General features: G+C 70.1%; 19 protein-coding genes. 17 read left to right on the top strand and 2 right to left on the bottom strand.

The window, feature by feature from the left end; all coding sequences use genetic code 11:
• Positions 1-51 precede the first annotated feature (51 nt).
• Both AC5YDV_RS10115 and AC5YDV_RS10110 read left to right on the top strand, forming a co-directional pair.
• Positions 52-1,242: an integrase catalytic domain-containing protein gene (locus AC5YDV_RS10115; RefSeq protein ID WP_496182577.1), complete on the top strand. Its 1,191-nt coding sequence runs from the start codon at positions 52-54 to the stop codon at positions 1,240-1,242.
• A gap of 220 nt (positions 1,243-1,462) precedes the next feature.
• Positions 1,463-2,458 (top strand): magnesium transporter CorA family protein, encoded by a 996-nt coding sequence (locus AC5YDV_RS10110; RefSeq protein WP_496183405.1) that lies wholly within the window; start codon positions 1,463-1,465, stop codon positions 2,456-2,458.
• A 2-nt stretch (positions 2,459-2,460) separates the two neighbouring features.
• Here the strand turns inward: AC5YDV_RS10110 and AC5YDV_RS10105 are convergent, their stop codons facing one another.
• Together AC5YDV_RS10105 and AC5YDV_RS10100 are read right to left on the bottom strand one after the other, a co-directional pair.
• On the bottom strand, positions 2,461-3,528 hold the full coding sequence (locus AC5YDV_RS10105) for a hypothetical protein (protein ID WP_496183404.1): 1,068 nt from the start codon (positions 3,526-3,528) through the stop codon (positions 2,461-2,463).
• A 36-nt stretch (positions 3,529-3,564) separates the two neighbouring features.
• Positions 3,565-4,818, bottom strand: coding sequence for a COG1470 family protein (locus tag AC5YDV_RS10100; protein WP_496192479.1), 1,254 nt, complete (start codon positions 4,816-4,818; stop codon positions 3,565-3,567).
• A gap of 235 nt (positions 4,819-5,053) precedes the next feature.
• Here AC5YDV_RS10100 and AC5YDV_RS10095 point away from each other — a divergent pair, with 235 nt between their 5' ends.
• From AC5YDV_RS10095 to AC5YDV_RS10025, 15 genes are all read left to right on the top strand, one after another.
• The gene (locus AC5YDV_RS10095) at positions 5,054-5,677 is read left to right on the top strand and encodes a helix-turn-helix transcriptional regulator (protein WP_496183402.1); all 624 of its coding nucleotides are present in this window, start codon (positions 5,054-5,056) and stop codon (positions 5,675-5,677) included.
• A gap of 108 nt (positions 5,678-5,785) precedes the next feature.
• On the top strand, positions 5,786-9,925 hold the full coding sequence (locus tag AC5YDV_RS10090; protein WP_496183401.1) for a hypothetical protein: 4,140 nt from the start codon (positions 5,786-5,788) through the stop codon (positions 9,923-9,925).
• Between the two features lie 2 nt (positions 9,926-9,927).
• Positions 9,928-10,638, top strand: a complete 711-nt coding sequence (locus AC5YDV_RS10085) for a Pvc16 family protein (RefSeq protein WP_496183400.1) — start codon at positions 9,928-9,930, stop codon at positions 10,636-10,638.
• Positions 10,635-12,665, top strand: a complete 2,031-nt coding sequence (locus tag AC5YDV_RS10080; RefSeq protein WP_496183399.1) for an ATP-binding protein — start codon at positions 10,635-10,637, stop codon at positions 12,663-12,665. The genes AC5YDV_RS10085 and AC5YDV_RS10080 overlap by 4 nt, the downstream gene beginning before the upstream one ends.
• Before the next feature lie 75 nt (positions 12,666-12,740).
• The gene (locus tag AC5YDV_RS10075) at positions 12,741-13,490 is read left to right on the top strand and encodes an eCIS core domain-containing protein (protein WP_496192478.1); all 750 of its coding nucleotides are present in this window, start codon (positions 12,741-12,743) and stop codon (positions 13,488-13,490) included.
• A 28-nt stretch (positions 13,491-13,518) separates the two neighbouring features.
• Positions 13,519-17,406, top strand: coding sequence for a hypothetical protein (locus tag AC5YDV_RS10070; protein WP_496183397.1), 3,888 nt, complete (start codon positions 13,519-13,521; stop codon positions 17,404-17,406).
• A 310-nt stretch (positions 17,407-17,716) separates the two neighbouring features.
• Entirely contained in the window at positions 17,717-19,294 is a 1,578-nt protein-coding gene (locus AC5YDV_RS10065) for a phage tail sheath family protein (protein ID WP_496183396.1), read from the top strand.
• A 28-nt stretch (positions 19,295-19,322) separates the two neighbouring features.
• On the top strand, positions 19,323-19,769 hold the full coding sequence (locus tag AC5YDV_RS10060) for a phage tail protein (protein WP_496183395.1): 447 nt from the start codon (positions 19,323-19,325) through the stop codon (positions 19,767-19,769).
• On the top strand, positions 19,769-20,230 hold the full coding sequence (locus AC5YDV_RS10055) for a hypothetical protein (RefSeq protein ID WP_496183394.1): 462 nt from the start codon (positions 19,769-19,771) through the stop codon (positions 20,228-20,230). The genes AC5YDV_RS10060 and AC5YDV_RS10055 overlap by 1 nt, the downstream gene beginning before the upstream one ends.
• Positions 20,227-20,385, top strand: coding sequence for a DUF6760 family protein (locus AC5YDV_RS10050; RefSeq protein WP_496183393.1), 159 nt, complete (start codon positions 20,227-20,229; stop codon positions 20,383-20,385). The genes AC5YDV_RS10055 and AC5YDV_RS10050 overlap by 4 nt, the downstream gene beginning before the upstream one ends.
• Before the next feature lie 89 nt (positions 20,386-20,474).
• Complete coding sequence (locus AC5YDV_RS10045; protein WP_496183392.1) at positions 20,475-23,513, top strand: hypothetical protein; 3,039 nt, start codon at positions 20,475-20,477, stop codon at positions 23,511-23,513.
• Positions 23,514-23,526: 13 nt separating this feature from the next.
• Complete coding sequence (locus tag AC5YDV_RS10040; protein ID WP_496183391.1) at positions 23,527-23,973, top strand: phage tail protein; 447 nt, start codon at positions 23,527-23,529, stop codon at positions 23,971-23,973.
• 5 nt (positions 23,974-23,978) lie between these two features.
• Positions 23,979-24,740, top strand: a complete 762-nt coding sequence (locus AC5YDV_RS10035) for a CIS tube protein (RefSeq protein ID WP_496183390.1) — start codon at positions 23,979-23,981, stop codon at positions 24,738-24,740.
• On the top strand, positions 24,730-26,580 hold the full coding sequence (locus AC5YDV_RS10030) for a VgrG-related protein (RefSeq protein WP_496183389.1): 1,851 nt from the start codon (positions 24,730-24,732) through the stop codon (positions 26,578-26,580). Before AC5YDV_RS10035 ends, AC5YDV_RS10030 begins: the two co-directional genes overlap by 11 nt.
• An 8-nt stretch (positions 26,581-26,588) precedes the next feature.
• Positions 26,589-26,870, top strand: a complete 282-nt coding sequence (locus AC5YDV_RS10025; protein WP_496183388.1) for a PAAR domain-containing protein — start codon at positions 26,589-26,591, stop codon at positions 26,868-26,870.
• The last annotated feature ends 1 nt before the right edge of the window (position 26,871 follow it).

The following is a 26,871-nucleotide window of genomic DNA, read 5'->3' as shown; positions in this document are numbered from 1 at the left end:
TTCGGGGGTGTCGTTGCCTCGCGTAAGGGTCTCCGCCTGAACGATCCGGGGATGGAGCTGACCTTGAGCGAGCGCAGGGCTGTCACGGTGAAGAAGGCGTTGGCCTACAAGGGGGCGGACCGGGCCGGGAAGTCGCGGATCCTGGACGAGTTGGTCGAGTTGACGGGCTGGCATCGTGACTATGCGCGGGCGGCGTTACGGGAGGTGCTGGTCGTCAAACCGGTCCGGCCTCGCAAGCCGCGGTCGCGGGTCTACGGCGATGACCTGCTGCCCGCCCTGGTGCGCTGTTGGACCCTGTTGCGGGCGCCGGCGGGGAAGATCCTGGCGCCGTTCATGCCCGTGCTGGTGCCCCTGCTGCGGGTGGAGGGGGAGATCGTCTTGGACGACACCCAGGCCGAGTTGTTGGCCGGTATCTCGGCGGCCACGATCGACCGGATGCTCGCCGGGGAGCGGAAGCGGATGACGCTACGCGGCCGGACGCACACCAAGCCGGGGTCGTTGTTGAAACACCAGATCCCGATCCGCACGTTCGCTGACTGGGACGATGCGACGCCGGGGTTCGTCGAGATCGACCTGGTCGCCCACGACGGTGGGGTGGCCTCGGGTGAGTACTGCTACACGTTGACGATGACCGATGTGGCGACGGGGTGGACGGTGAACCGGTCGGTGCCGAACCGGGCCCGTCGGTGGGTGATCGAGGCCATCGACCACGCCGCCGGGATGTTCCCGTTCCCGATCGTGGGGATCGATTCCGACAACGGGTCGGAGTTCATCAACCACCACTTCCTGCACTACTGCGAGACCCGCAAGATCACGTTCACGCGCGGGCGGGCGGGGAAGAAGAACGACGGCTGTTACGTGGAGCAGAAGAACTGGGCCCGGGTGCGGGAGTTGGTCGGCTACTACCGGTACGACACCGACGCCGAGCTCGAGCTGCTGAACCGGATCTGGGCGTTGGATGACGCGTTCGCGAACTACTTCCTGCCCAGCCTGAAGCTGGCCTCCAAGCACCGCGACGGCGCCAAGGTCGTCAAGAAGTACCACCAGGCCGCCACCCCGCACCAGCGTGCCCTCGCCCACCCCGCGACCCGGAAACGGCCCGTGATCACGATGAACGCCCGGTTCAAGAAGCTTCGCCTCGGTGCCCTGCAACGCGAGATCCTCCACCACACCGGACGCCTCGAAGCCCTCGCCCAGGCCAAGGGCCGTACCGCCCGGCAACGCCGTGCCGCGACCGGCTGAACCGGAGGAGACACGTGAGGCAACGACTCCTGCCGAACCGGAGGTCACAGGTGAGGCAACGACCTAATCCATCCGGAGGTATTGACATGAGGCATCACGGGGGATCCTCGTCGGCGGACCGCCGGGCCAAGGTGCGCTCGGTCCGGCGCTCCGCTGCCCCCGAGGGCGGGTTCTCCGTCACCGCGTGGGCAGGGCTCGTCCATGGTGCAGGATGATCGCCGTGGGCAACGGATCCGGGATCGCGGCGAGCCGCTCGTGGCGGCACGGCGTGCTGCTCGATGCGGACGTGACCCGCGCCGAACTCTCCGGCGCGGCCCACGATCCCGAGACGCTGGTGTGGGTCGACCTGCTCAACCCCACCCTCGAGGACCTCGCCGACATCGCTCGCGAACTGGGCTTGTCGCCGACCGCTGTTGAGGACGCCCTCGCCCCGCACGAGCGCGCGAAGCTGATCCGACATGACTCTCACCTGTTCTTCACCGTGTACGGGGTCGACCTCCACGACACCAGCAGGGATGCCGGCGGACGCCTTGGCACCCATCGCATCTCGGGCATGGTGCTGCCGTCAGCGCTGATCACGATCCGGCTCTCGGACTCGCTCGACATGGCACCGGTCCTGGCGCGCTGGGACGAGAACGAGCACCTCCTCGAGGCCGGCCCCGGCGCACTCGTCCACGGGCTGCTCGACGTGGTCGTCGACGGCCACTTCGAGGCCATCCAGCGGATGGACGACCGTACCGAAGGACTCGAGGACGTCCTGTTCGAGGAGCGCCGTACGGGACACTCCTTCGCCCGCACGGTCTACGACCTGCGCAAGGACCTCGTCGCGCTCCGCCGGATCGTCACGCCGATGCGCGAGGTCGTCAACGGGTTCATGCGCCACTTCGACAGCGAACCTGCCCTGCGGCCATGGTTCGACGACCTGTACGACCACGTGCTGCGGGCCACCGAGTGGACCGAGTCGCTGCGCGACATGATCTCGTCCATCTTCGAGACCAATCTCTCGCTGCAGGACAGTCGCCTGAACACGATCATGAAGAAGCTCGCCGGCTGGGCGGCGATCATCGCCGTTCCGACGGCCATCACCGGCTGGTTCGGCCAGAACATCCCCTACCCCGGTTTCAGCGAGCCGCTCGGGCTCTACTTGTCGGTCGCCCTGATCGTCGGCCTCGTCGCCGTGCTGTACGCCGTGTTCAAGACCCGCGACTGGCTCTGACGCTAGACGGGTTTGGCCGGGCCGGCCTTCGTCCGGTCAGGTGCCTGCAAGGGATCGTCGCCGGGCCGTTGGGCGGGCCGAACGGGGTAGGTCAGGCGTCTGGCCGAGCTGATCTTCGGGAGGATGTCGTCGGACAGGAGGGGGTTGAACAGGTCCGGCCGGAAGTGGAAGTTGTCGTGCGTCGCACCTCGGACGCGCCGATGTTCCATGCCCGGCAGGACGTCCAGCCAGTCGTCGTAGGCGGGCTCGGTGTACACGACGACGTCGTCGTTGGGATCCTCCACCCCCAAGTACACGCTGTAGGGGATGGACGGAGGGTCCTTGATCGCCGAGGGCCGAGTCAGGCTGCACAACTGGTTGACCAGCACGCGGCCCCGGTACTGCCGGCCCGAGTTGAAGGCCGCGATCGCGCTGTCCAGGTCGTCCACATGGCCCTGGAGGCTCTGGTTCACCAGCTCGACCAACCCCAACGTGGTGCTCCCCGGGACGAACGGTGAACAACTCTGGTCCAGGATGCGCTGGACGGACTCGCCCCCGCGCACACGCAGGCGCTTCTCGGGCCCGGGCCCGGTGTTCACCACGAACCCCACGACGCGGACGTCCGGGTGCTCGTGCTGGAGTGACGAGATGATCTCCAGGCCCCGCACGTCCCCCATCGAGGAGGTCAGCACCGTCAGGTGGACCGGACGTCCGGGGGCGTCGGGATTGCGGACGGCCTCGGCCACGGCGTCCGCCGCCCGGTCGGCGTCGAACACCGACGCGTACCTCAAGGCGTAGACGCGTCCGTACCGGCCGACCGAGGGGGAGAGTGCCTGGGCCTGCCGGATGCTGACGTCCAGGCCGAGTCCGTTGAGGAACACGGCCGCCGAGTCGGCGCGATAGGTCGCGGCTGTCGGGTCACCGGCGGAGACCTCGACCACCCTCGTCCGGTGGGCGGGGTCGGTGGCCGTCGTCCACGCGGAGTCGATCCCCAACAGCAGGGCCGGCAGGCCAACCAGCAGGCCCAGGACGACCAGGGCCCGGCGCACGTGCGTGCGGGCGCTGCGACGGCGGGACCGGTCGGCGAGCACACCACCACTCTAGGAGCCGGCCTCCCGGGCGGGCGGCTACGGCGTCGTCGTGGTCAGTTCACCACCGAACGTCACGGCGTTGCGGCAGGTGGTCGGCGCCGGGTCCGTGTCGGGGGGAGTGCCCGGCCGGTTGCACCTGACCTCCAGCTGGAGCCTGACGGGACCGGTCGCGACGAACGGAGTCACGAAGTGGTAGTCCGTGGTGCGGAAGCTCTCCAGCGCCTGGGTCAGGAGGACCCGGGTCCCCAGGCGCAGGGTCAGCACCCCACTGTCCCCCTGGGTGTTCTCGAGGACGAAGTCGGTCAGCGCAAGGCGCTGGCCCTCCGGGACGGTGAACGTGTCCGTCTCGGAGGTCCCCGTGGGTGTGTCCACCGTGAGGCGGTCGGTCGCGGGGGCGACGACCACCACCGGAGCGCTCGGCGCCGGTTCGGTCGGTGGCACGCCCGTGCCCGGGCTCGCCGACGGATCGGGCTGCGCGGCTTGGGCCTTCTCGGCGCTCGCCTGGCTCTCCGCCTTCGCCTGGTTCGCCTCGGCGGCCGCCTCCTGTGCGACGGCTGCCTGCGCCTCGGCCTGCCTGACAGGCTCCGCCACGGCGTCCTTGGCAGCCGCCTCGATGGTGGGGCGCAACACGAGGAACCACAGGGCGAGCAGGAGCAGTGCCAACGCCACCAGCGCGGCGATCGCCTTGAGGATCCAGGGTGGGAAGACGGGGTCCTGGACGTGACCCGCCTCCAGCCGTACCTCCTGGGCCCCTTGGGGTGCGACGACCAGCGCGAAGGGCATGGTCCTCGGGGAACCTCGCCACAAGCGGTTCGTCGCCCGAACCCGCACGTCGGCGAAGCTGGCGGTTCCGGGCTCCACGGTCAGGCTCTCCGGACGGGTGGCGACGACGAGGGCGTCCGACTCCACCACCGGCAGGAGCAACACCGTCACGGGTACGTTCCCACGGTTGTCGATCGCCACCTGGTGCCGACCGCCGTACTTGCCGTGGGAGGTCCGGGGAACCAGTTCCGCGGTCGTCTCCAGGAACGGCAGGACCTCCACGACCGCTTCGGGCACCACCGATTGGTCGGGGTGCTCGGTCGGGACGACGTGCACCCCGAAGCCCAGTTCGCCGGCGGGGACGTGGGACGCGCGCGGAGGGTGGATCTCGACCGTGGCCGTCCGCTCCGTGCCGGGGTAGAGGGTGAACTGGGACGGTTCGACGGTGGTCCAGGCGGCGGGGATGCCGACGATGTCGAGGCGGTAGTCCTCGACCACCTCGCCGGCGTTCCTCACGTTCAGGGGCACGGTGACGCGCGTTCCTGCCTCAAGAGTCACCCGGTCGGTCTCGAGTGTCGCAACGGTACTCACCCCTACAGGGTCCCGGTCCGAGACGGCCGCGTCAGGGAGCAACGGAGCGGACAACAGGGCAGCGAATCTGCCCGTTGAGCCCGCGTTGAGTGCACGTAGAGGATGCCCTGTCAGGCTCCCGAAAGGGCCACGAGGCCCGACATGACGAGTCCTACCCCCAGGAGGCAGTTCCATGGAACGTGTTCCCGTCGTCGTGCACGCGCGCGACCCGATCTCGGCCGCTGGTGTGGCCAGCCAGTTGAGGCATCGCCATGAGGTCACCGTCCTTCCCACGGAAGAGATGGACGCGGCCCGCGTGGCCATCATCGTCATCGATGCGTTGGACGAGGACGCGCTGCACCTCCTCCGCCAAGTCCAACGGCAGCGCGCCTGCCGCACCGTCCTGGTCGCGAGCAAGCTCGAGGACGGCGACCTCGTCTCGGCCGTCGAGGTCGGCGTCGTGGGCCTGGTGAGGCGCGACGAGGCCACGCCCGACCGGCTCGTCGACGTCGTGACCCGGGCGGCATCCGGGGAGGGGAGCGTGCCGCCCGACCTGTTGGGCCGGCTGCTCGACCAGGTCGGACGCCTCCAGCGGCAGGTCCTGACCCCACGGGGCCTGACGTTCACCGGCCTCGCCAAGCGTGAGTTGGAGGTCCTCAGGCTCGTGGCCGACGGGTTCAGCACCGTCGAGATCGCCGCCCAACTGGCGTACTCGGAGCGCACCGTCAAGAACGTGCTCCACGACGTCACGACGCGGCTCCAGCTCAGGAATCGCTCCCACGCCGTCGCCTATGCGCTGCGTCAGGGCCTGATCTGAGTTGCCCCTTCGTGCCGGTCCCGATGCCCCAAGGTCTGTCCGGCGGTCGTCGCGATCCCTCGGGGTGGGACGGGAGTGTAGGTGTCGAACGATGGAAGGGGTGCGAGCATGCGCCGGAGGAACCGCTGGACCGCGGTCGCGTTGGGGTGCGTGCTGACTCTCTTGGTCACCACTCAGGCCGGTGCGGTGCCCCTCCCGCCCGACGAGCCGCCCGGTGCCGGCTCGTCCGCCCTGCCCTCGGCGTCCGCCCCTGCCCCCCGCGTCGCCTTCACCGACGACAAGGATGAACTGGTGAGGAGGGACGAGCGCTGGTGCACTGCGTCCACGAGCACGGGCCCCTTCGACTGCTCCACCGCCGACCCGATCGAGGCCGGGGACGCGCACGTGGGCGAGGCGTCCGCGCGAGGGCGCGACCTGGTCTTCGTCAGCGACCGCGACGAGGCCTCCGGTGAGGTGTACGTGCGACGGGGACTGGGCGACGTGCCGACCCCGGATCCGTACCCCCCGCCCTCGGAGTCGCCCGCTCCCTCGCCCAGTCCCGCCGTGGACACCTTGGTGCGCATGACCTGCGACACCGCGACGGAGTCGCACCCGGTCCTGTCCCCGGACGGCGGCAAGGTCGCGTACGCAGCGAACGCGGGGGACGGGTGGGCCATCTGGGTGGCGTGGCTGTCCGACCCCAGCACCACCCTGGACGAACCGTTGCCCTGCGCCGACATGCCGCGCGCGAAGGTCGCCGACGGGCCGGGCGACGACCTCTGGCCGACCTGGGTCGGCGACGACGCCGTGGCGTTCAGCCGGAGTGGCTCCGCGCCACTGGACCCGCTCGGCGACCTGTACGCGGCAGACCTGGGGGAGCGGGGACAGGAAGTCCCGGCGACCGACGCCGTCCAGCTCACCAGCGGGCCGGCCGCGGAGACGCAACCGCGTGCCTTCCGCCAGCAGTTGTGGGGAGACGACCTCGAGTACTCCATCGTCTTCACCTCGACGCAGTTCAGGTCCGATGGTTCGCTGGCGATCATCGGCGACCTGCTCCCGGGGGAGATGGGGTTGCGAGCACCGTTGTCGTTGTGGCCGGGCGAACCGATCCAGAGCAGCGAGGCCACGGTCGTCCCCCTGGCGTGGACCGAGGAGTGGGGTGTGGGCTTCACGTCCACGCGAGACGACCCCCGAGGCGATGTCATGCTGGTGGCCCTGCAGCAGGACAGCGCCCGGGAGTTCACCTACGTGGCGGACCTGGAACTGCTGCAGACGGTCTCCGCCGATCTCGGGACGTCGGAGTCCCATGTTGCGTTCGTCCTCCAAGGGCCCTGGGACGACCAACTGGTCGCCGTCCACACCCGACACACACGCTCGGCTGACGTGTCCGACGTGGTAGCGGCGGACGGATCTTCCCGACGCATCGTGGCAGCCGGGGTGGAGGACGTCGCCGGCCAGGCCCGCGCCCTCGACGAGTCCTCGCCGACCTACTCCCCGGACGGGACACGCATCGCGTGGTCCCGGGTCGTGGGGGGTGGACGCGAGATCGTGACGGCCAAGGCGGATGGGACCGACGTCCGGCCCCTGCTGACGGACCGACCGCCATCCGCCCGGGACCTCGAGCCCGCTTGGTCTCCTGACGGGACGCGCATCGCGTTCATCCGCCGCGACAACGATCGCGAGGGTCCCGACCAGTCCCACGTCTTCGTGGCGACCGTCGCGACGGGAGTCGCGGTCCACCTCACGAGCGAGCCGAAGGAGGCCGCGTTCTGGGACGAGGGGCCGTCCTGGTCGCCGGACGGCCGGCAGCTCGTGATCGCACGCCGGGTCTCCCCCCACCCCGACCTGTCCGTCAGCATCGACGCCCCGCCGGACGCCACCCGCGGCGTCCCGTTCCAGTCGACGATCTCGGTGACCAATCAGGGTGGGGGCTCCAGCCCGGGTGGCTGGCTGTACATCAGGGCACCGTTCCCCTTGGCGACGAACGATGCTCGGTGTACCAGCCCCTTCGAGCCACCCACGTTGCTGGACTGCACCCTGGGGGCCCTGCCACCCGGCGGGACTGTGGACATCCAGGTGTCCGGTACCCCCGCCGAGCTCGGTACGAGCACACTGACGGGCCAGGTGGTCCCCTTCGGCGATGACGTCGAGACCGTCAACAACGAGGCCAGCGCTGACATCCGGGTGAGCGCCCTGCCTGATGTGGCGGTCCGCCTCGAGATCCCCACTCACCTCACACTCGACACGCCGGCGACGGCCACCGTCACCCTGACCAACGCGGTGGAAGCGGGGTCGACCGGGCCCTTCACCATCGAGGTGCTGTCCGTGCTGGAGGGGAGCGAAGCGCCTCGGGTCGACTTCACTCCGACCGTCCCCGGTTGCACCCCCGCTGGTCCGACGGGGTCCGACGAACTGTCGGCCACCCGTTGCGATGTGACGGACCTGGCGCCGGGCGCGACGACCACGCTGGTCCTTCCCGTCCGTGGCGCCATGGAGGGGGACGTGACCGTCCGCGCGGTCGCCGATGTGCTGCGGGACACGGACCTCTCCGACAACTCCGCCGAGGCGTCGGTCTCGGTCAGCTACTACCCGCCGGTCATCGACCTGGTTCCTCAGCCCGACCCGTCGTCGCCGGCCCCGTCCACCGTGGTGCGGATGGCCCCCGCGGCCCCGTCCGCAGGTGCCGGCGCGGTCCCGCAGCCCCAGGTGACTGTGGCGGCGGCGCTACCACCAGCCGAGCCCGTCAGCACGCTGTGGGTCCTCGACGCCCTCACGGGGGAGGGAGCGCCCCTCGCGATTCCGGCGGACCCGACGTGCCCGCCCACACGGGTGTGCTCTCCCACGCCGGTCGAGGGACGCGTCCCCGCGTGGTCCCCGGACGGTCGGTCGGTGGCCCACGAATACCGGGGTGACGTCCGGATCGCGACGCTGGCGGTGGCGGGCACGGTCGGCGCGGCCGGCACGCCGGTCACCGTGGCGACGGTCGTCCCGGTGACCGGCTTCGGCACCGACGGGACGCCGCTGCCGTCGCGGCCCCAATTGAGCGCTGCGACCGATCCCGCGTGGTCACCGGACGGACTGGAGTTGGCGGTCACGGGTCAGCCCGCCGGGCACCCCAGCCAGCTCGGCATCCATGCCCTGCGGCCCGACGGCACCGGACTGCGCACGCTGGCCCAGTCCCGCGGACCCGAGGGCGAGCCCGCGTGGCAGCCGTTCGCCGACCTGGCCGTGACGCTGGTCGCGACGCCCAACACGGGCCCGCTCGGCCTGTCGACCGTCCTCACAGCCACGGTGCGCAATGCGGGTCCGGCACGGCTCCCCGAGGCCACCCTGGTGGTCGACCTGCCGGTGGGACTTGCCCCGGGGGAGTCGCCCCCAGGGTGCACGCTCGCAGGCGGTACGTTCACCTGCCGCGTCACCGACCTCGCTCCAGGGCAGGAACTCGCCGTCGCCCTCCCCGCGACGGGTTCGGTGGCCGGCGATCACACCGTCACCGCCGTGGTGACGACCGACGTCCCCGACGGGGGCCCCGCCCCCAACTCCGCGACCGCCCTGATCACGGTGCAGGCGCCGCCTCCGGCCGACCTCGTGGCCGACCTCGCGGTCGAACTCACGTCGCCCCCCGTTGGCCACGTCGGGGGCAAGGGCTCGACCGTCGTGACCGTCCGCAACCTCGGACCCCAGGCGTCCACCGCGGCGACGCTCACCCTGCGCCACCCCGCCGGAGTGGTGACGGTGTCCGACGCGGACCCCTGCCTCAACGGCACGGGCAGCTGTCCGATCGCCGCCCTGGCCGTGGGTGAGGCCGTCACCTTCACGGTGACGACGACCTTCACGGCGGCCGGGGCCGGTGACGTCACCGCCGGCGTCACCCTCGACGACCTGGGCACGGCCACGAGCGTGCGCGACCCGGACGTGGACAACAACCAGGCGCTCATCGCCATCACGGTGCTGCAGCCGACCCTGCGCCTCTCGCCGACGGTCGTCACCCCCAACGGGGTGACCTTGGCGAGCGGGACCGACTTCCCGCCCGGCGCCCAGGTGGTGCTCACGTGGGACGTGGGCGCGATGCAGCGCATGGAACCGCTGACGGTCGCTCCCGACGGCACGATCGGCCCGGTCCAGATCGTGGTGCTCCGGCGTGACCAACTCGGGTTGCGCAACCTGATCGCGACCGACGGGTCGGGCGAGGGCTTCACGCCTGTCCGCGCCGAGTTGCTCGTGGCGCCGCGCAACGTCTCGCCTCCGAAGTTCGTCGAGAGGAACTGACCATGATCTCCGCGATCGACGAGGCACTGCGGTCCCTGATCCGCGCGGAGGTACTCGCCGGGTCGGACGTCGACGTCGTCCTCGACGCACCGACCAAGGATTGGGCCGCGCGGCGCAATGCCCCGACGATCGACGTCTACCTCTACGACATACGTGAGGACCTGCGACTCCGGGAACGCGGGTGGATCGACGTTCGTGATCCCGACGGCACGGTCGTCAGGCGTCCGTCGCCCCGGTTCTTCAAGATGTCCTACCTGATCACCGCGTGGACACAGCGACCCGAGGATGAGCACCGCCTCCTGGCGTCCCTGCTGCGGTGCTTCCTCAAGTACGAGGCGCTGCCCCCGGCGTTGGTCGTCGGTGAACTCGCGGAAACCGGCCTGCCGGTACGCCTCTCGGCGGGGCTGCCCCCGCCGGAGGATCGGGGCTTCGCCGATGTCTGGTCGTCCCTGGGTGGGGAACTCAAGCCGTCCCTCGACGTGGTGGTGGTGGCCCCCATGGACACCGGAGTCCGGTTCCAGGCCGGCCCGCCCGTGCAGGAGGGCCCCATTCTCACCCTCGCCGACCGGACGAGCGGTGGTCACGACCTGCGGCGCCAGCGACACGTCGTGCCGCCGACCGTCCCGTCGGGCGCCACTTCGGGTGGCTCCCCGGAGGGACAGGGGGAGGATGCGCCCTCACGCAAGCCGACCCGACGGCGGGCCGCCCGATGAGCGCGGCCGACGACGGGCAGGAGCTCCGGGTTCGCCTCGGATCGCTCCTGGTCCTCGTGCGGGAGTTGGTGGCGGCGAGGCGGTCCACCGACCCGACGGCGGACGACCCGTTCCGCGGCCTGTACCTCACCGACGAGGCGATCGACCGGGTGATCGACAGCGACGCGGACGCACTGCTGGACCTGGCCGGGGGCCTGGCGTGGGCCTCGGACGCCGTCGTGGCTCCCCAGGCACCCGGCCGGCTGGCGACCCTCGCCCGCACGTGTGGGCTGGCACCGCTGGACGTCGACCTGCTCATGGTCGCCCTCGCGTGTGACCTGGACCCCCGGTTCGAGCAGGTCTTCGGCTACCTCAACGACGACGTGACCCGGCGGCGTCCGTCGGTGGCCGTGGCTTTGGCGCTGTGCGGCGTCCCGCTGGCGTCCGCGGCCGGACGGGAACGCCTGACCTGCGGTCCGCTCATCGAGGCCGACCTCATCGTGGTCGAGGATGCGGACCGCCCGTTCCCGGGGCGCGCGCTCCGCATTCCCGACCGGGTCGTCGCCCACCTCCTCGGCATCGACGCGCCCGACGCCACGATCGCGCGCGTGCTCAGGGAGGTTCCCGCGGTCGCCTGGGGGGACGGGTCCCGACTGGCGGGCGCACTCGCCGGTGGCGCCACCGTGGCCTACCTCCGGGAACCGCCGACGGGGTCGGGCCTCCTCGTCGGTGTCGATGCACTGGCCACCATCGGACTCCGGGCACTGTCGGTCGACCTCGAAGCCCTCGCCCGGCACGAGAACCCCCTCGCGGCCGCGCGGAGTGTCGCCCGGGAGGCGCGCCTGCTCCGCGCGGGCATCGTGGCTTCCCCTGTCACGGACGCCGGAATGGGCCCCGAGTTGCTCGCCGCGCTGACCCCCGCCCCGTTGCCGCTGTTGCTGGTGGGCAGCGGCCCGTGGGACCCTGCGTGGTCCACGGACGTCCCCTTGTTCGTCGAGATCCCGAAGAGCACCTTGGTCGAGCGGGGTGACCTGTGGCGGGAGGCGTTCAAGGACACCGTCGTGGACTTCGACGCCGGCTACGCGACGTCGCAGTTCCTTCTCCGTCCCACTCAGGTGGCGCGCGCGGCGGGCGCGGCCCAACTCCAGGCGCGGCTGTCGGAGGACGGGCGGGTCACGGTCGAGCACGTCCGCGCCGGTGCCCGCAGCGAGAACGGCAGCCCGCTCCAGCGGCTCGCCCGACGCATCGAACCCGCCGTCGGGTGGAGCGACCTGGCCCTGCCGGTCGCGACCATGACGTCGTTGCAGGAAGTCGCGTCACGCGCGCGGCATCGGGAGCGCGTGCTGGGGGACTGGGCGATGCGTCCGGGCGGCGGCCGCGGTTTCGGGGTGGCGGCCCTGTTCGCCGGGGACTCCGGCACGGGGAAGACGATGTCCGCCGAAGTCGTGGCCGGAGAACTCGGCCTCGACCTCTACGTCGTGGACCTGGCCACCGTGGTCGACAAGTACGTCGGCGAGACCGAGAAGAACCTGGACCGGATCTTCCATGCTGCGGCCGGCGTCAACGGCGTCCTGCTGTTCGACGAGGCGGACGCCGTGTTCGGCAAGCGGTCCGAGGTGAAGGACGCCCATGACCGGTACGCCAACGTCGAGAGTGCCTTCCTCCTGCAGCGGATGGAGAGCTTTGACGGCCTCGCGATCCTCGCGACGAACCTGCGCGCCAACATCGACGAGGCGTTCACGCGCCGGCTGGACGTCATCGTCGACTTCCCCATGCCGGACGCCGCGCAGCGGCTGGTGCTGTGGCGCTCCTGCCTGCGCACCCTGCCGCAAGCGGAATCCCTGGACCTGGAGTTCTGCGCCCAGTCGTTCGAACTGAGCGGCGGTGGGATCCGATCGGCCGCCGTCACGGCGGCCTACCTCGCGGCGAACGCCGAGTGCCCGGTCACGATGGCACACGTCGTCATGGCCGTCCAGCGGGAGTATCGCAAGCTCGGGCGCCTCCTGGTCGAGCAGGAGTTCGGTCGCTACCACGCGATGCTGACATGAGTGCGCGGAAGGGCAGGACATGGTGCCCGTTGGGCTGCCTCCCCGCCTGTCCTCCGGCCCCGTCCACGATGGATCGTGGAGCCAGCACGAAGGGAGTTCACCATGCATGCGCACGACCATGACCATGCCGAACGGGAGTTCCTGCGCCCTTTGTCGCGCGTGGACGCGGGGAAGAGCGACGCCACGATCCTGCGCGCCGCCGCTGCCGGGCGGACCGACGTCGTGGGGCCGGACGGGTTGCTCCGGCTCCAGCGGGTGGTCGGCAACAACGCAGTCCAGCGCCTCGCCCGGACCGAGGAGGACCCGGTCACCGCTGTGCTGTCCAAGAGCAGCGGGTCGGCGCTGGACGGGCACGTCCGTCAGGACATGGAGCAGCGCTTCGGGACCGACTTCAGCGGAGTCCGGATCCACACAGGCTCGGACGCCCACGCGTCCGCCTCGTCGGTGAACGCCCACGCCTACACTGTCGGATCCAACATCGTCTTCCAGCGGGGCATGTACGAGCCCGATTCGCAGGCCGGCCGGACGATGCTCGCCCACGAGTTGACCCACGTCGTCCAACAGCGCTCCGGTCCCGTCGACGGGACGCCCTCGGCGCTCGGGGTGAAGGTGAGCGATCCCGGGGACCGCTTCGAGCGGGAGGCGGCTTCCAACGCCGAGCGGATCGTCGCCATGTCACCCGCCCCGGTTGCCGCCCCCGCGCAGGGGATCCAGCGCGTCGAGGCGACCGTGCAGCGGGACGAGGCGGAGGAGGAAGAGGTCCAAGGATCGTTCGAGCCGGGTGTTGCCGTGCAGCGGGATGAGGACGAGGAGGACGTCGCCTGAGCTGTGCCTCGAGGCTGAAGGAGAGTCCATGACGTCCCTTGCGACCCAAGCCCTGGCCGAGGCCCGGCGCAGGGCACGGCTCGCAGCGCCGCGGGCGGCGACGACCCCCGCGGCCCCGCCGCCGAACGCCATGCTGCAGGCTCTCCAACGCAGCGCGGGGAACGCAGCCGTCACCGCGCTCCTCCAGGCGAGGGGCCGTCCCGAGGGGACCGCCAAGGCGGACGCGCTCGACGCGGCGATCGCCCAGGCCCGCGGCAGTGACCCGGACCTGCGGGTCCTGGAGGACGGCCTGCGCGCAGCCACGAGTGTCGGCGTCCCGTTCGACATCGACGGAGCGGACCGGAAGCCACCCGCGGCCGCCCTCGCCGTCACCCGAACGGGGTTCGGTCCCTCGTCGGTCGCGGCCGCGAAGCCCGCCCGTCCAGCCAAGCCCGTACGGGCGAAGTCCCCGCTGGTGAAGGTTCCCAACCCGCAGGCGACGCCGCGGTCCAAGGGCACGGGGGCGGCTCCCTCGACGGGGACCGTGACGGCACCGTCGGCGTCCGTGGTGCCCGCGACGGGACCGGTCCATGTCTCGGCGCCGCCGGCCCCGCCCACTCGACTGGCACCGCAGGACGATCCTGCCTTCACGGCCGTGACGCGAGCGACCAAGCAGTACGCGCGGGGAAAGAAGGCGCACCCTCCCGCAGCCGCCAAGGCCCGGGAGGCGCAGGCTGCGGCCGTCGCGCCGGCGAACGACGTCGCGAGCCAGGCGGAGGCGGCCAAGCTCGACACGATGGATGCCCAGCCGGCGGGTTCGTTCGACAAGGTCGCATTCATCGCGGCGGTCAAGGCGGCGATCGAGGCGAAGGGCCCGAAGAACCTGGAGCAGGCCGCCGAGTTCAAGAAGTCGGGGCAAACGGGCCAGGTCAAGGACGAGGTCAAGGGCCTCGTGGGCGGCAACAAGGAGAAGTCGGCCGAGGCGATCGAGACGGCCACCGACGCCCCTCCGGATGCCTCCAAGGCCGTCGCGAAGCCAGTGGTGCCGATGTCGGCCGAGCAGCCGGGAGGTGTGGCGTCCATCGCGGCGGGCGGCGCGGTGCCCAAGCCGGCCCCCGCCGACCAGCTGAACCTCGCGGCCGGCAAGCAGCGGGCCGACTCCGAGCTGGCCCAAGCGGGTGTGTCACAGGAGCAGCTCGCCACCTCCAACGAGCCGGCGTTCACAGACGCGCTCGCCGCCAAGAAGGAGGCGGCCGCCCACGCCGAGACCGGTCCGGCGCAGTTCCGCCAGGCCGAGGCGGCGACGTTGGCCCAGAGCAAGGCCGGGGCCGACGCGGAGACGAAGGCGGCGGTGGGCGGCATCCAGTCGGCCAAGGTGGGAGCGCTGGCGCAGGTCACGGGCAACAAGTCGGCGACCAAGGCGAAGGACGAGGCCAAGCGGGCCGAGGTCGCGGCGAACGTTCAGGCGATCTTCGCGGCGGCGCAGGCGGACGTGAAGAAGACGCTCGACGGTATCGACGCGAAGGTCGACAGGGCCTTCGACTCGGGGGAGAAGGCCGCACGGGCCAAGTTCGAGGCGTTCGTCGAGGCCAAGATGTCGGCGTACAAACGCGAGCGCTACGGGGGCTGGCTCGGCGGCCTCAAGTGGGCCAAGGACAAGCTCGTGGGGATGCCCTCGACCGTGAACGAGTTCTTCGCGGCGGGCCGCGAGCTCTACCTCAAGGAGATGAACGGGGTCATCACCGGCGTCGCCGACATCGTCGCGGCGGACCTGGGAGCGGCCAAGGCCCGGATCGCCAAGGGGAAGGCCGACGTCGCCGCCTACGTGAAGACGCTGGGGCCGGACCTCGCGAAGGTGGGCGCCGAGGCGGCCGAGCAGGTGGCTGACCAGTTCGGCAAGCTCGAGTCGGAGGTGGACGACAAGCAGAACGCCCTCGTCGACAGCCTCGCCAGCAAGTACGTCGAGGCGCGGCAGGGCCTCGACGACCGGATCGAGGCACTCCAGGCGGAGAACAAGGGACTGGTCGACAAGGCCATCGGGGCGATCAAGGCCGTCATCGAGACGATCCTCAAGCTCAAGGACATGCTCCTCGGCGTCCTCGCTCGCGCCGCGGCGGCGGTCGGGAAGATCATCGCCGACCCCATCGGGTTCCTGGGCAACCTCGTGAACGCCGTCAAGTCGGGCATCGTCAACTTCAGCACCAACATCTACGACCACCTGAAGAAGGGCCTCCAGAAGTGGCTCCTCGGCGCGCTGTCCGAGGGCGGCATCGAACTGCCGGAGAAGTTCGACCTCAAGGGAATCGTCCAGCTGGTCCTATCCATCCTGGGGCTCACCTGGGAGCGCGTGAAGGCGCGCATCTTCGCGAAGGTGCCCGGGCTGCAGCCGGTCTGGGACAAGGTCGTCGGCGCGTTCGGCGTGCTCCAGGTGCTCGTGACCCAGGGCATCGCCGGCCTGTGGACGTGGGTGCTGGAGAAGGCCGGGGACATCAAGGAAGCGGTCATGGCCCAGATCAAGGACATGGTGGTCGTCCAGATCGTCAAGGCCGGCATCACGTGGCTCATCTCGATGCTCAACCCCGCCGGAGCGTTCATCAAGGCAGCCAAGATGATCTACGACATCGTCATGTTCTTCGTCGAGAAGGCGGCCCAGATCAAGGAGTTCGTCGACTCCGTGCTGGACTCGGTCGAGTCGATCGCCGCTGGCGGCGTCGGTGCGGTGGCGTCCAAGATCGAGCAGACCCTCGGAAAGCTCGTCCCGATCCTGATCGGGTTCCTCGCCTCGCTGCTGGGATTCGGGGGCATCTCGGACAAGGTCAAGAAGATCCTCGAGACAGTCCAGAAACCCGTCATGAAGGTCGTCGACTGGGTGGTCGGCAAGGCTGTCGGTCTGGGCGAGAAGTTCATCGGAATGGCGAAGCGTGTGGGCGGCAAGGCCAAGGCCTGGGTGAAGGGCAAGGCTGACGCCGGCAAGGCGTGGGTCGGGAACAAGGTGGGGGCGCTCCGTGACCGGCTCTTGGGGATCACCTTCAGGCGGAACTTCGTTGTGCGCGGCGAGCATCACTCGGTGTACAGCAAGAAGGGGGACCCCGGGCAGCTCTACACGGCTTCCGTCGAGACGCCGACCACGACGGCTGCGCCCACAGCGAGGATTCACAGCCTGCATGCTGACTTCCAAGCCGCCACGAGGCTGTACGTCGGCCTGGCGCAAGATGCTGCGGACGGGGACTCTGCCAAGGCGACCGCGCTTAGGGCCGCAGAAGCCACCGCACGCCGCCTTCTCGCGGACATCACGCGGGAGACCGCTGTGTACATGGGTGGAGGCGTCGATCCGCGGAATCCACGCGTTCCGGCACCCGGGGTCGGACGCATCGGCACCCATGGGAGCAAGCCCCTCAGTCTCCGAACCGGGGAACGAATCCACTGGCTCGAATCCGAGCATGTGATCCCCTACAAGGTCGGGCGCTTTGTCTGGGGAGCCTTGATGCTCGGACTTCCGGAACGCGGAGGCATTGAGGACAAGGGACAACGCACGATCATGATCTATGAGGGTGCAGCGGATCGAAAGACCCCCGACGACAATCGTGCCAGTGACGCCTTCGAGCAATGGCTCGATGAGAGCCGGATCCATCACTTCATCCGAGAAGCGAACGGTCCAGACGAGGCGCGAGAGCCCCTCCACACGCTAACGGATCGACTGGAGCAGGAACGGCAGTCGGCAGTGGAACGGACGAACCAAGCCATCGAGCAGGAAGGCGGGCAAACGGAACCGGGGTTCAACGAGACGAACGCTCAACGTAGGGCACCTGCCGGAAGTGAACAGCCCACCCCGGCTGCCGACCTGGTGGAGGCCGTTTCCAGACTCCAATTGGCTGACGTCTTGGCGTTGGTGACCGCAGCACAGCGAGTGCGAGGAGTTCGCCGCCGACGTCGCTGATGCGACGGGGGGAGTGATGCACAGCTGCATCACTCACACGGGTGGAACATGGCCCATGGCGAGTCGCGCGAAGTCCGCGACAGGACCCGTTCGCATGGCATCACGCTCGCGTCCGGCGCGTCTGGCGAAGCCCCCGTCACAGGCTCAAGCGCGCTCCTCGCGTGAAACGAGAGGGACTGGACGCCGGCGTCCGAACGGTTGCCCCTAAGGGCAGGGCGTCCGACCCAACCAGACGACCAGACGGACGTACCGGAAGCGATCGGGCAGGAAGACGCTGAGAGCACCCTGCAGTAGCTCTCGAGGAGGCGGCATGCCCAACTACCTATCGCCCGGTGTCTACGTCGAGGAGGTCGAGGCCGGTAGTCGGCCCATTGAAGGCGTCGGCACAGCCGTCGCTGCCTTCGTCGGCCTGGCGGAGAAGGGTCCGATGCACCAGCCCACACTCGTGTCGAACTGGACCCAGTTCACCGAGACGTTCGGCGACTTCATTCCCAACACCTACTTGGCCCACGCCGTCTACGGCTACATGCAGAACGGTGGGAGCAACTGCTTCATCGTGCGCGTGGGAGGCGGTGCCGACAACGGCAACGGGCACAAGCAGGCTTCCGTCGAGGCGGGAGCCAAGGGTGACCACAAGGCCCTCCAGGCGGGCCCGATGACCGCGGCCCTGGGTGGCTTCACCGTCACGGCGACCAACCCGCGGCACAAGTCCGTGAGCCTCGAGGTGTTCCCGCCCAAGGGCGACAACATGGGCGACGACATGTTCACGCTCAACGTCCTGGTCGACGGCAAGGTCGTCGAGAACTACGACAACGTGAGCACCAAGGAGGGCGAGAACTACGTCCTCACGCGCACCGCTCAGTCCAAGACGGTGAAGCTCGAGGCCACCGCGCCCGATGCCCCGCTGGTCAAGGTCGCCATGGGACCGGTGGCGCTCGCGGCGCCCGAGCCCGAGCCCGTGGCCCCCGCTCCCGCCGACCTGTCCGCCGACGACTACGTGGGTGACGTCTCCCAACGCACCGGCTTCAGCGGGCTGGAGGCCATCGACGAGGTGACCATGGTCGCCGTCCCCGACCTGGTCGCTGCGCTCGAGCAGGGCGCCATCGACCTCGAGACGTTCAAGGCCGTCCAACTGGGCATCATCGCGCACTGCGAGCTCATGGGTGATCGCATGGCCATCCTCGACCCGCCCCCGGCACTCAACCCGCAGCAGATCCTCAACTGGCGCGTCAACGAAGCGGGCTACGACTCGAAGTACGCGACCCTGTACTGGCCCTACGTCAAGGCCTTCGACCCGGCGACGGGAACCAACATCCACGTTCCCCCGAGCGGCCACATGGCCGGCATCTGGGCCCGCAACGACGACACCCGCGGCGTCCACAAGGCGCCCGCCAACGAGGTCGTCCGGGGCGCGGTCAGCCTCCAGACCCAGATCACGAAGGCCGAGCACGACCTGCTCAACCCCGTCGGGATCAACTGCATCCGTTCCTTCCCCGGCCGCGGGATCCGCGTGTGGGGCGCCAGGACGTTGTCCAGCGATCCGGCATGGCGCTACCTCAACGTCAGGCGCCTGTTCAACTACCTGGAGGAGTCGATTCTGGCCGGGACGCAGTGGGTCGTCTTCGAGCCCAACGACCCGCAGCTCTGGGCGCGCATCCGCCGCACCATCAGCTCCTTCCTCGTGAACGAGTGGCGCAAGGGCGCCCTGTTCGGATTCACCGCCGACGAGGCGTACTTCGTCAAGTGCGACTCCGAGACCAACCCCGCCGAGGGGATCGACGCCGGCCAGGTCGTCTGCCAGGTGGGGGTCGCACCGGTGAAGCCCGCGGAGTTCGTCATCTTCCAGCTGTCCCAGTTCTCGGGCGGCGTCAGCCTCGTCAGCGAATAGCTCACGACCACCACGAAAGGCCTGAACAATGCCACTGCCTGATGCATTCGACTCTGCACCCGCCAATGGGTTCCGGTTCATCCTCGACGGGATCGAAGTCCCCAAGGTCATCGAGGTCTCCGGTCTCAACCTGGAGGTCGACAAGATCGAGATGAAACAGCAGACGAAGGACGGCAAGTACATCGTCCGCAACGTCATCGGACGTCCCAAGGCGGGTCAGATCACCATCACCCGGGGCCTCACCGACAGCAAGACCATCACAGACTGGCTCAAGTTGGTGATGCAGGGCGACCTCCAGGGCGCCCGCAAGACGGCCGCCGTGGAGATCACCGACTACGCCGGTACCACCATCAAGACGCTCAACTTCACGAACGTCTGGGTGCAGAAGGTCGAGGTGAGCACCTTGAAGGCGGGTGCGACCGAGACCGCGACCGAGAAGTTCACCCTCTGCTTCGACGAGGGCTCGGTGGCGTGATGGCCCGCTCGCGCATCAACGGCTCGCTGGCGGATCTCGGTGCTCCGACAGACCTCGACCGTCCGGCTTCGTTCGTGCCCGAGCGTCCAACTCTTCGGACGGAGTTCGCCTTCGAGCTCCCGCGCGGCTTCGTCGACGCGGAGGGGGTCGTCCATCGGAACGGGATCATGCGACTCGCCACCGCCCGTGACGAGTTGCTGCCCCTCTACGACGCCCGGGTCATGGAGAACCCCGCCTTCACGACGGTGGTGCTCCTGGCCCGGGTGATCACCTCGCTGGGCACGGTGCCCTCGATCACCAGCCAGGTGATCGAGAACATGTTCGCGTCCGACGTCGCGTTCCTGCAGGACTTCTACCGTCGGATCAACACCGAGGGGCACACACGCGCCGCGGTGACGTGCCCGGAGTGCTCACACCGCTTCGCGGTCGACCTCTCCGGTGGGCGCCTGGGGGAATCGTGACGTACGCCGCCGACCGCATCTATGAAGAGGTGGCGTACGTGGCCTTTCACTTCCACTGGCAGCTCGACGACATCCTCGACCTCGAGCACGGCCAACGCCGCCGGTACGTGACGGAGATCGCCAACCTGAACGAGCGCATCAACGAAGGACGATGACGATGCGCTGGCCCTGGAGTCGCCGTGAGCCTGCCGAACCGACTGAGCCGGCCGGTCCGGCAGCCTCGCCGACAGCAGGCATGCAGGGCGTGGAACGCCCGACGGCTGCCTGGGCGTCCCTGCCGACCCTGCAGCCGACGCTGGGGGTGCCGAGCCTCACAACGTCCCCGATGGCGTTCGCCACGGGTTTGGCGGCCTGGCGCAGCAGTGCGTTGACCGGCCGGATGCAGCGCCAGGTCGACCCGGTGATGCACCGGGTGGGCCCGGACCTCACCGGCGGTGATTCTCCCCGATCCCACCCCACGGGGGCCATGCCGGCGATGCCCGTGGCGCAGCGACGCGCGGCCGCTTCGGGCGTCTTCCAGCGTCAGGGGCAGCTTTACTCCACCGACTTCGCGCAGGCGTCGGACGCCCCCGGCCCGGCCGTCCCGCTGGCCCCGCCGTCGCGGGCGCTCACGTCGGCGACGGACGACGGCCTGCCGGTCGTGCAGCTCACGAGCGAGCCGCTGCCGCCCGAGTTGCTGGTGGCGGAGTCGCGGTCCGTCGAGCCGTCCGGGGACCCGTCTCCCGCTGAGCCCCTGCACGTCGACCAGTCCCTGCCGGACGAGGCGGACGTGCCCTTCCTGCCCGCCGTGACCCCGGCGGAATCGGTGGCGCCGGTCGCACCCCTGACAGCGGACGCCACACCCTCGCCCCGCCGTGACTCCGTGTCGGACGTGTCCTCGCGTGCGTCGGTGCGTCCGGAGCCCTCTCCCGCCGCTGTGCAGCGGCTGTCCGCGACGGGCCCCCTTCCGGTGGCACGCCCCAGCTCGGTCCCCGTGGTCGCGCCGGACGCCACCTCTGAACCGGACGCCGTGGCCGCGCCGCACGCGGTCGCCGCGCCGGGCGCTGTGGCCGTGTCGGATGCCATCGCCGAGCCGGGTGTCGTCGCGAGGCCGGCCCCGGCGGACATGTCCTCGCGTGCGTCCGTGCGTCCGGAACCGTCACCCGCCGCTGTGCAGCGGTTGTCTGCGACGGGCCCCCTTCCGGTGGCGCGCCCCACCCCGGACGCCGTGACCGGACCCGATGCCGTAGCTGCACCGGACGCTCTGGCCGTGCCGGACGCCATGGCGGAGCGGGGCAGCGTCGCCGCGCCGGACTCTCCAGCACAGGGGACGCCCGCGACGCCGGCGACACCGAGCGTCCAGCGCACGGAGGCGACAGAACGGGTCGGCTCTGCGGGATCAGCCACCACGTCGAGCCGTCCGCGACTCGGACTGGGCGCGCCGCTGCCCTCGGGGACGGATTTCCCATCAGCACCTCCCACGGATTCCCGCTCGCCCGAGCGGACCGGCGAGACCCTCACCCGCGTCGGAGTCGAGTCGCCGCCGCCTGTCCGGCCACCAGACCTCCCGGTCGCCCAACGTCAGGCGTCCGACGGACGAGGCCCGGACGGTGTGGGCGCGGGCGTGCAGCCGTCTCAGGTGAACGAGGGCTCAACGACGGTGGACATCCCTTGGGTGGCCGGGGCCTCCTCCTCGGGCACCCCGAGAGCGGCCACCGGCGGTGACCAGCCCTCGGAGAGGGACTACGTACCTGCCGCCCCCGAGGCGACAACCGCTGGAGTCACGAGCCTCCCGTACTCACCCGTCGAGCCCACCGCAACGGGAGACCCGCCCGTCTTGGCCGTTCGGGCGGAGTCGCCCAATCTGGGCTCGCTGGGGGACATGGGCGATGCGGACGACCCGGCGCACCAGGAGCCGACGCACGTGGAGCCGGTGGACGTCGTGGCCCCCGAACCCGCGCGCCAGCCCACCACAGTGGACCTTGCTGTCGCGCAGCGTGTTGCCACGAGGCAGGTGGGCGATCCGGGCGACCCAGCCCCCAAGCTCGGAGAGGTGGTCCAACGCGCAGCGGGTGGGGCTTCGGAGCCAGGCGAGGTTCATCCGTCGCCCGTGGCGGGCCGCGTGCCGTCAGATCGCGAACCGCTCGGTGCCGTCGATGCCCCTCTGCGTACCGATGCGTACGGGGTTGGTGAGCGCGACGCCACGTCAGTGGGTTCAGCCGGGGCACCTCACGATGCGCGCGACGCGGTGGACGAGGGCCCGTCAGGGCCGACCCACCTTGTCGCTCCGGAACCCATCGCCGAGCCGGAGGGCTTGGAGTTGTCCGTGGCCCAGCGAGCCCTCCCGGACGAGGGCGGATCGCAGGGTGGCAGTTCCGTCGCGGCTTCCTCGTGGTCCGCGGCTGCGACGACCCACCCCGACGGGACCGGCGCCACCACCTCCCGTGTCGGACCGCACGCGCCAGCTGGCGGGGTTGATGGCGCCCCAGCGCGAGGAACCACGGCCGAGACGTTGGACCTCGTGACACCAAGCCCTGTGCACCAGCCCGCCCCCGTGGACCTGAACGTCAGCACGCAAGGCTCCCGTGTTCATGGCGCCACGCTCCAGCGCGACAGCATGCACGCCGGCGTGTCGGTGTCGGCCCTGCCGCTCGTGCCCCTCCAGCGCGTGGCCGACCTGCCCCCGTCGACACCCCTCATGTCCGTCGGGGGACCGCGTGTGGCTCGGCGGGGGAAGAGCGAGAGTGGGTCCACGACCTCAGCTCCAACGTGGGACGACGCTCCTGCCATCGACGCGCTGGAACCCGGCCCGGCGGTTCAGCTCTCCGACCCGACCCTCGACGTGACCCTCGACCTGGCCCCCGACCGCCAGGAGCCGACAGGCGCTCCCACCGTCGTCCAGGGTGCGTGGCTGCCAGGGCGGCGTGCGCAGCCCACCAGGCCGGCCCCGATGATCGGAATGCCGCTCGGGCGGCCCCGACCGCCGGCACCACTCCCCGTCGAGACCCCGGCCGGGCCCGAGCCGGAACCGCAAGCTCCGACAGTGCCCGAACCCGCGGCGTCAGCCGAGGTGGTCGACGAGGTAACGGCGGTGCCCCCCCGGACTCCGGAGCAGTTCTCGGCCACCCAAGCCGCCGGAGTGTCGGGCGTGGCCGGTCCAAACATGCCCGGAGGGGCGGCGTCCGACCCTGCCACCCAGGTGGAGGAACTCGCCCGCCAACTGTTCGACCCGCTGATGCTGCGCCTGCGTGCCGAACTGCTCGTCGACCGGGAACGGCGCGGGCTCAGGACCGACCGATGGTGAGAGGAGAGCAACCATGACCATCCTGCAGGACGTCCACACCGCGTTGTCGGTGGCCTTCGTCGTCAAGCTCGACGACCAGAACCTCGGCACCTTCAACAGCTGCGAGGGTCTGGGTGTCGAGGTCGTGATGGAGACCAGGGAGGAAGGCGGCAACAACGGCTTCGTGTGGCAGTTGCCGACCAAGCTCAAGTACTCCAACATCAAGCTCACCCGTCCTTTGGGCCGCGACACCGAGGCCATCGCGAAGTGGTTCGCCGGAATGGCGACGGGGTTCAAGCGCGGGGCCACGGGCACGATCGAGGCGATGACCGCCGACGGCACCGTCGTCGCGACCTGGGGCCTCATCGACGTGGTGCCGGTGCGCTGGTCAGGACCGAGCCTGTCCGCCGACTCCCCGAAGGTGCTGACGGAGACCGTCGAGATCGCCCACCACGGCTTCATCGCCAACGGGAAGGGGTGATCGTGATGTCGCCGAGCCCCGTCGCGTTCTCCGCCATCGGTTCCGGCGGCGCCGCTGCCGCCGGCGGACGCCCGAAGCTGGAGCACGCCTACCTGCAACTCCACGAGCCGTCGCCCGACGGGTCGCTGTCCAAGCCGGGGGCCCAGATCGGGAAGATCGACTTCCAGTTCAACCCGAAGGAGCTGAGCCTGAGCAAGTCGGCGAAGTGGATCAGGGAGACGGGCAAGGGCAACAAGAAGAGCGCACCGCCCCAGTACCAAGGTCCCCAGCCCTCCAAGCTCACGCTGGAGATGTTCTTCGACGCCTCGGACAAGCAGGACGACAGCGTCGTCAGGCGCGTGGAGCAGCTGTTCGCCTGTTGCGTCCCGACCGCCTCCTCGCACTCGAAGAAGAAGGCGTCGCCCCCGTGGGTGCTCTTCCGGTGGGGCGGGCTCACCGGCTTCCTGGCCTACATCAGCAGCGTCAACGCCAAGTACACGGTGTTCACCTCCGGGGGACTCCCCATCCGGGCGGTGTGCACCGTCCAACTCGACGAACTGGCGGGGGAGACCCCGGGGCAGAACCCGACGTCCGGCGGGCTCGTGCCGCGCCGGGTCCACGTCCTCCTGGAGGGGGACACGCTGCCGGGCATCGCCTACCAGGAGTACGGGGACGCGTCGATGTGGCGCGCGGTCGCCCGGGCCAACGGGATCGACGACCCGCTGCGGCTGAGGTCGGGCCGGACGATCCTCCTCCCCGCCGCAGAGGAGCTGTCCCATGCCGGGTGAGGAGACCAGCAGCACCCCCGTGATCAAGGTCACGGGATCACCCCTGTCCCCTGAGGTGGCCGCCCGGCTGGCGAGCGCCACGGTGGACGACTCCCTCGGCGTTCCCGACCTCCTCGTGCTGCGCTTCCTCGACGACGGCGCCGACGTGCTCGAGCGCGCGCGCCTCGAGATCGGCGCCGCCATCACGCTCGAGGTCCAGCAGAGCGGGCTGGGGGCGCCGACGCCCCTGTTCAGCGGGGAGGTGACCGCGGTCGAGGTGGAGCTGACGGCAGGCGGCATGCGGACGGTCGTCCGGGCGTACGACCTCTCCCACCGGCTCCACCACCGGAGCCACGTGGAATCCTTCGTGAACCAGAAGGCGTCCGACATCTTCGGGACGAAGGCGAGAGCCGCTGGGATCCGCGTGGGCGAGGTGACGCCGTCGTCGAGCGTCCTGGGCCACGTGGCCCAGCCCGGGATCAGTGACTGGGCATTCCTCCAGCACCTGGCCGTCCGGGACGGTGCCGTCCTGGGCGTCAAGGACGGCAAGCTCGAGTTCCGCCGGGCGACGCCCGCGGCGTCCGGGCCGAGCGCAGCCAGTGCGCGCCAGAACCCGCTCGTCCTCGAGAGGGGCGTCAACCTCGTCTCCCTGCGCGCGACGGTGACCGCCGCCGACCAGGTCCCGTCCGTCGAGGTCCGCTCCTGGGACGTCAAGACCAAGAAGGAGATCGTGGGCAAGGCGGCGGCGAGGACGAGCAGCGCCGTGCTGGCGGAGGTCGACCCAGCCAAGCTCGCGGACCGGGTCAAGGCAGCACCGTTGGTCGCCGCCGAGCCGGCACTGCGCGACCAGACCGCCTGCACCACGATGGCGACCGCCATCGCGGACCGGATCGCCGGGACGCACGCCGAACTGGAGGGCCACGCCCGTGGCAATCCCCAGTTGCGCTCCGGCACCGCCGTGAACCTGGTCGGGGTGGGCAAACCGTTCAACGGGCGGTACACGCTCACATCGACCCGTCACGAGTTCGGTACTGATCGTGGCTACCTGACCGCCTTCACCGTGAGCAACTCCTCCGACCGTACGGCGTACGGCCTCGCCACGGCGGGGGAGCAGGGCCGCGCGGCGGGTCGCATGCTCGGCGTCGTGGTGGGTGTGGTCAACAACGTGAACGACCCGGACAAGCTCGGTCGTGTGCAGGTCAGGTTCCCAGCCCTCTCCGCTGACTTCGTGAGCACGTGGGCCCGCACGGTGCAGGTGGGAGCCGGCGCCAAGCGTGGGATGGTCGTCCTGCCCGAGGTGGGCGACGAGGTGCTGGTGGCGTTCGGTCACGGTGACTTCGACGATCCGTACATCCTCGGCGGGCTCTACAACGGCAAGGACGAGCCCAGTGTCCCCTGGGCCAAGCACGTGGGGGACGGCGGGACGATCGAGCGGCGCGCGTTCGTCTCCCGGACCGGGATGGTGGTCGAGATGCTCGAGTCCCCCTCAGGGGAGAAGATCAACCTCTCGACCAGCGACGGGAAGCAGCGGATCACGCTCGTGCAGAAGTCCGACGCGACGATCGAGATCATCAGCGAGGGTCCCGTCACGGTCACGGCGAAGAAGGACGTCACGGTGTCCACCTCCGGGGGGAACATCGCCCTGGAGTCGTCGTCAGGCGACATCACGCTCAAGGGCACGAACATCACGCTCGACGCCAAGACGGACGCCGTGGTCAAGGGTGGGGCCAACGTCAAGCTCACCGGCCAGGCCTCGGGTGAGCTGACGGCCACCAACGTGAAGGTGGCCGCCCAGGGCATGGCTGAACTCTCGGCGAGCGGCGTCACCACCGTCAAGGGCTCGCTCGTCAAGATCAACTAGGAGGATCGATGCTGCCTGCCGCGCGCGTCACGGACCTGACCGGTCACCCGGGCGTCATCACCGGACCCGGTGTTCCCACGGTGCTCATCGGCAACCTGCCGGCCGCCGTGGTGGGCGACCTGCACACCTGCTCCTTCCCGCCGCCGGCGGTGCACCCGCCGACCCCCTTCCCCAAGGGGTCGGCCACCGTGCTGATCTCGTCGCGGCCCGCCCTGCGGGTCGGTGACATGGCCGGTTGTGGCGCACCGATCCTCCCGCCGGGTTGCCCGACCGTGCTGATCGGAGGCTGAC

This window comes from Propioniciclava sp. LT432 (genome assembly GCF_059515965.1).
The sequence above is the reverse complement of the archived record's forward strand: the minus strand, read 5'-3'. Positions and strand labels throughout refer to the sequence as shown.